This window comes from Pseudoroseomonas cervicalis ATCC 49957 (assembly GCF_000164635.1).
Lineage (GTDB): Bacteria > Pseudomonadota > Alphaproteobacteria > Acetobacterales > Acetobacteraceae > Pseudoroseomonas > Pseudoroseomonas cervicalis.
The window spans coordinates 281,391-286,307 of the sequence record NZ_GG770781.1; the positions used below are offsets into that span (position 1 = coordinate 281,391).

The following is a 4,917-nucleotide window of genomic DNA, read 5'->3' on the forward strand; positions in this document are numbered from 1 at the left end:
CCGGACCCGGCCGCGCCGGCCGCCGGCTGAGCCGGCGGCGCGAACGGGGCGGCGCCTCAGCGGGCCGGGATGAAGAAGGCCTGCAGCCCCTCGGCCGGCACCCGGCTGTTCGGTCCGATGCGGCAGCGCGTGTCCAGGAACAGCAGCCGGTCGGGGCCGACCGCGTGGTCGGCCAGGGTCATCACCCCGCCCATCTCCTCCTCCTGCCCGCGATGCGAGCCGGGGATGATGTCGAGCTGGCCCGGGGCACGGCTCCACAGCGCCACCAGCATGCCGTTCTCGCCGCCCCGCAGCGCGCCCAGCCCGGCGAGTTCCTCCGGCCCGGCGAGCAGCGCCTGCTCCACCTCGCCATCCTGCAGCGTCACCAGCCGCAGGAGATCGGCCGCGGTCTGCACCACCTCCTTCAGCCGTGGCGGCGCATGGTCCCGCGCCGGGGTCAGCTCGACCAGGCTGCGGTCATAGACGCCGAATTGCGGCAGGTGGCGGGCCAGGTCGAAATCCGCCTCGCTGAGCCAGCCGCGTGCGCGCAGCCAGCGCATCAGCGCCGGCGGGTCGGACAGGCGGGCCCCCTGCGTGGCGTCGGCGCCGCTGCCATCGACCACCCGGCTCTGCCGCTGCAGCAGCACGGCATCGCTGCCCTCCAGCCGGATGACGATGCGCGGCGCATCGCGCCGGTGCCGCAGCGTGACCCAGAAGGAGAAGCCGAGATAGCCATCGCCCAGCCCGGCCGCGGCCAGGTCGGGCCGGTACAGCTCCACCGTGCCGCTGCCCACGCATTCCTCATCGACGAAGGCCAGCACGGTGGTGCCCCGGAAATTGTCCAGCGGCGCGTAGATCCAACCGCTGATCTTGTTGCCGATCACGCTTTCGATCGCGCCTCTGAGCATTCCCGTTCTTCCCCTGGCCAGCCATGGCAGACGGGAAATGAGACTATCTCGCAGTTGCGACATCGGAAAGATTTCTGTTAAGAAGACCGAAAGATTTAACGGGCGCCGCCGGTGCGCTGCTGGCCGCGCCGATTGCCGCAGCGCAGCACTGTGGTATCGTGCGGCCTCTTCTCGCCTGACGGGAGCCTGCCGTGGCCGCTGACACCCCTCCCCCCGCGGAGCTCGATCTGGCCAGCCTGCAGCGGGCCGACGCCCTGGTCGCCGAGGCCGGGTTGCGGGCCCGCGCCGAGCCGATCCTGGCGCGGCTGCAGCCGGTGCTCTCGCGCCTCGACCCCGCGATGCAGGCGCTGGGCCACGCGCTGGCGCAGGAGATCGCCCGCCTCGGCGTCACCACCGAGACGCTGCGGCAGGAAGTGGCCGCCGCCCGGCGCAGCCGCGAGGATTGGGTGCGGCTCGACCCGCTGCGCTACATCCCCGCCTCGCGCCGCGCCGCCGCCCCGCCGCCGCCGCCGCGCCTGGTGCTGATGCCGCGCGACGATCATTTCTCCGGCGCCGGCTGGCACGGGGCGGAGAGCGATGGCAGCCGCGACTGGCGCTGGAGCGGCCGCAATGGCGAGACCTGCACCCTGCTGCTGCCGAGCCTCGGCGCCGGCCGGCTGCGGCTGACGCTGCAGCTGGTGATGCCCTTCGGCGCCCGCTGGAATGCCGAGCGCTCGACCCTGGTGCTGAACGCCCAGCCGGTGCCGCTGCGGCTGCTGACGCCGCCCGACAGCACCCAGCCGCTGCTGCAGGGCGAGGTCACGGTGGAGGATGATGCCGGGCTCGGCCCGCTCTCCCTGGTGCTGGTGGCGCCGCGCCACACCGCCCCCTCGGGCGGCGACACGCGGGCGCTGGGGCCGGGGCTGGTGCGCCTGGAGATCGAGCGGCTGGACGCCGCCGCCTGAGGCGCGGGCCGCGCGGCTCAGCGCCGCGCCGCGCCCGCCTGGTAGAGCTGCACGACGAAATCGCTGCTCAGCTCGTTGAAGCCCCAGAAATTGCGCAGCGAGATGCGCAGGCTGTTGGGCGGCAGCGCCATGCGCAGGCCATCCTTCGCCGTCACCGCCAGGCGCGGCGCCAGCGCGTCGCGCCAGAAATCGGCGCTCAGCACGCCGTCCACGATGCTCAGATGCTGCCCTTCCCGCGCCTGCTGCCGGGCGCCGGCGAGGTCGAAGGGCGAGCGGTGCAGGAAGCTGGCGCGCTTGCCGAAATAGGGCGCCTCGACCAGCAGGGAGGAGGAGATGCCGACCACCTCCTTCAGCTGGTCGCTGGCGAGCAGCGCATAGGCATTGGCCTTGAGCATTTGCACCCGGCGGAATGGCACGCCGGCGGTGAACAGGCCGAAATCGCCGGGATTGTAGGGGTGCGGCTTGAAGCCCAGCATGCGGTGCCGCAGCAGCAGCGCCTGCAGCTCCGGCGTGAAGCGGGTGAGGTCGAGCAGCTCGCCCCCCCGCACCAGGGATCGGTCCACCCGGGTCTGGCCGACCAGCAGGGCCGGCGAATCCAGCCGCAGATCGGGAGTGAACTTCACCGCCGTCGCCGCCAGCAGGTCGGCCCAGCCATAGAAGCCGTCGGGGTCGCTGTGGTGGCCGAGCAGCGCCGCGAAGATTTCGGGGTCGTTGGTCTGCGCGCCGAAGAACACGTCGGGCAGGAAGCGCACCGGGTGGATGTTGAGGTCGATGAAGGCGATGCCGAGATGCGACAGCGCCGCCTTGCACCACTCGGCCAGTTCGAAGCCGATCACCAGGGCGCGGCCGAAGCGGGCCTCCAGCGCCTCCAGCACCGCCGGCGGCACCGCCTCGGCGTGGAAGAACGACGCCCAGCCGGCGGCGCTGCACTCGGCGCCGAAGGCCTCGTAGAAGGGTTCGGGCGGCAGCCCCTCGCCCCAGACCAGGCAATCGACCGGCAGGCCGGCCGCGCGCGCCAGATGGCCGCGGATCAGCCGGTAGAGCCAGCGGATGTTCTCGGTCTGCGAGGAGCGGAAGCCGCGATCGGTCGGGCGCAGGAAGTCGCCCGTGACGATGAGATGCTCGACCGGGCGCATGGCGGCTCCAACCAGCTTCAGAGCGTGCGTTGCAGGAAATCGAGGAAGCGCGCGGCGGCGGCGCGGATCGCCGGCACGCCGTGCTGGCGCTCGACATGCTCGCGCGCGGCCTGGCCCATGCGGCGGCGCAGCGCCTCGTCGCCCAGCAGGCGGCGCACCGTCCCGTCCAGCTCCTCGGGCGACACCAGGAAGCCCTGCACCCCGTGCTCCAGCCCGCCCTGCACCGTGCCGCGATAGGCGACGACCGGCAGGCCGCAGGCCATGCCCTCGACCATGGCGCGCGGCAGCCCGTCCATGGTCGAGGTGTGCACCATGACGCGGCTGCGGTGCAGCAGCGGGAACAGCGCGGCATGGTCCAGCCGGCCGGGGAAATGCACCCGCCCGCTCTGCTCGGCGGCGCCGAACACCGCCTTGTCGGGGCGGCCGCCGCCGGCCAGCAGCAGGCGGAACTCGGGGACGAAGCGCAGCAGGTCGCGCTGGTTCTTCCGCTTCTCGTAGAAATTGCCGACATTGGCGATGTCGTACTCGGCCGCGGGCGGCGGCTCGGGCGGGCGGGTCGCCTCCAGGTCGATGTATTTCGGCAGCACGAAGCCGGTGCCGGCGGCGCTGAAGCGGGCGAAATGCGCGCGCATCTGCTCGTCATACTCGCCGAAGACGAAGGCGGCGCGGTCCAGCACCGGGTCGGTCACGCTGCCGCCGACGATGAAGCCATAGGCGGGGCCATGGCCCAGCGCCTCGGCCACATAGGCGTTGATGGCGTAGCTCAGCCCCTTGAAGATCACGACATCGGGAGCGAAGCCGCGCAATGCCCCGACCATGGCGGCGGAGACCTTGTGGTGCGGCACCGGATGGGCGCCGGCATCCTCGGGCGTGAAGGTGACGGTGACGCTGCCGCCGAGGAAGCTCTCCTGCTCGGTCTGCGGCCCCGGATGGATGCGGAACACGGCGACCTCCGCCCCCTGCTCGCGCAACGTCCGCATGAAGTGCAGCTCGCGGGTCGCGCCGCCCATCGAGCGGTCGGCGTGGCTCATGATCAAAGCAATGCGCATCGTCTCGCAGGGGCCTCGCGCGGCAAGGGAGGGGCGTGGGCGCGGCGCGGGGCCGCAGAACGGGATCCGGACCGTCTCTATACCGCGACGCGGCAGGGCTGGATATGCTGTGGCGGCGTGGCTGGGCCGGCGCCACCAAAAATGTTAACCTGGCCTTGCCCGAGGAGGATTGCCTCAGCCCATGCGTTGCCTGGTCATCTCGCCCACCCCGAGCCATCCCGGCAATGCCGGCAACCGCCAGCGCATCCAGTCGCTGCTCGCACGGCTGAAGCGCTTCGGCCATGAGGTGCATTTCTGTTTCGTCATGCGCGAGTCGGTGGGCGAGCCCGACCTGGCCGCCATGCGCGAGGCCTGGGATTCGCTGATCACCCTGCCCTATGACCGGCGGCAGGAGCAGCGCAGCCTGGGCCATACCTTCGGCATCGACGACTGGTTCCCGGCCTCGCTGCAGGCCTCGATCGCCGCCATCGCCGACGCCGATTCCTACGACCTGGTGCTGGTGGAATATGTTTTCTTCAGCAAGGCGCTGGAGCTGTTCCCGCCGGGCACGATGAAGGTCATCGACACGCATGACGTCTTCGCCCATCGCGACCGGCGGCTGCAGGCGATCGGGCTGGAGCCCTCCTTCTTCCACACCACGCCGGAGGAGGAGGCGCGCGGCCTCAACCGCGCCGACCTGGTGCTGGCGATCCAGGACGAGGAGCGGGCGGAGCTGGAGGAGCGCTGCCGCGCCCGGGTGGTGACGCTGGGCCATGTGCCGCAGGCCAGCGCCCTGCCGCCGCGCGGCCCGGCGGCGGCGCCGGTGATCGGCTATCTCGGCAGCGCCAACCCGATCAACCAGACGGCGCTGCGCGCCCTGCTCGGCGCGCTCGACCTGCCGGCGCTGGCGGCGGGGGGGGCG

Annotated in this window: 5 protein-coding genes; 2 read left to right on the forward strand and 3 right to left on the reverse strand. The window is 72.0% G+C overall.

Translation table 11 applies throughout. The features are described from left to right. Positions 1-56: 56 nt before the first annotated feature. Positions 57-887, reverse strand: coding sequence for a hypothetical protein (locus HMPREF0731_RS16320; protein WP_007005280.1), 831 nt, complete (start codon positions 885-887; stop codon positions 57-59). A gap of 191 nt (positions 888-1,078) precedes the next feature. Between HMPREF0731_RS16320 and HMPREF0731_RS16325 the strand changes: the two genes are divergently transcribed. Beyond that, positions 1,079-1,831, forward strand: a complete 753-nt coding sequence (locus HMPREF0731_RS16325) for a hypothetical protein (RefSeq protein WP_007005281.1) — start codon at positions 1,079-1,081, stop codon at positions 1,829-1,831. A 17-nt stretch (positions 1,832-1,848) separates the two neighbouring features. Here the strand turns inward: HMPREF0731_RS16325 and HMPREF0731_RS16330 are convergent, their stop codons facing one another. Beyond that, positions 1,849-2,967 carry a polysialyltransferase family glycosyltransferase gene (locus HMPREF0731_RS16330; RefSeq protein ID WP_007005282.1) on the reverse strand — a complete coding sequence of 373 codons (1,119 nt, stop codon included), beginning with the start codon at positions 2,965-2,967 and terminating at the stop codon, positions 1,849-1,851. Between the two features lie 17 nt (positions 2,968-2,984). Next, positions 2,985-3,998, reverse strand: coding sequence for a glycosyltransferase family 4 protein (locus HMPREF0731_RS23285; protein ID WP_157136168.1), 1,014 nt, complete (start codon positions 3,996-3,998; stop codon positions 2,985-2,987). A gap of 199 nt (positions 3,999-4,197) precedes the next feature. On the opposite strand from HMPREF0731_RS23285, the gene HMPREF0731_RS25650 reads away from it, so the two are divergent. Then, positions 4,198-4,917, forward strand: a 720-nt coding sequence (locus HMPREF0731_RS25650; protein WP_007005284.1) for a glycosyltransferase family protein, incomplete at its 3' end; no start/stop codon positions are given.

Excerpts from the sequence above, each read along its gene's own strand:
- HMPREF0731_RS23285 (WP_157136168.1), bottom strand. The coding sequence starts at position 3,998 with ATGAGCCACGCCGACCGCTCGATGGGCGGCGCGACCCGCGAGCTGCAC.
- HMPREF0731_RS16330 (WP_007005282.1), bottom strand. The coding sequence starts at position 2,967 with ATGCGCCCGGTCGAGCATCTCATCGTCACGGGCGACTTCCTGCGCCCG.
- HMPREF0731_RS16320 (WP_007005280.1), bottom strand. The coding sequence starts at position 887 with ATGCTCAGAGGCGCGATCGAAAGCGTGATCGGCAACAAGATCAGCGGT.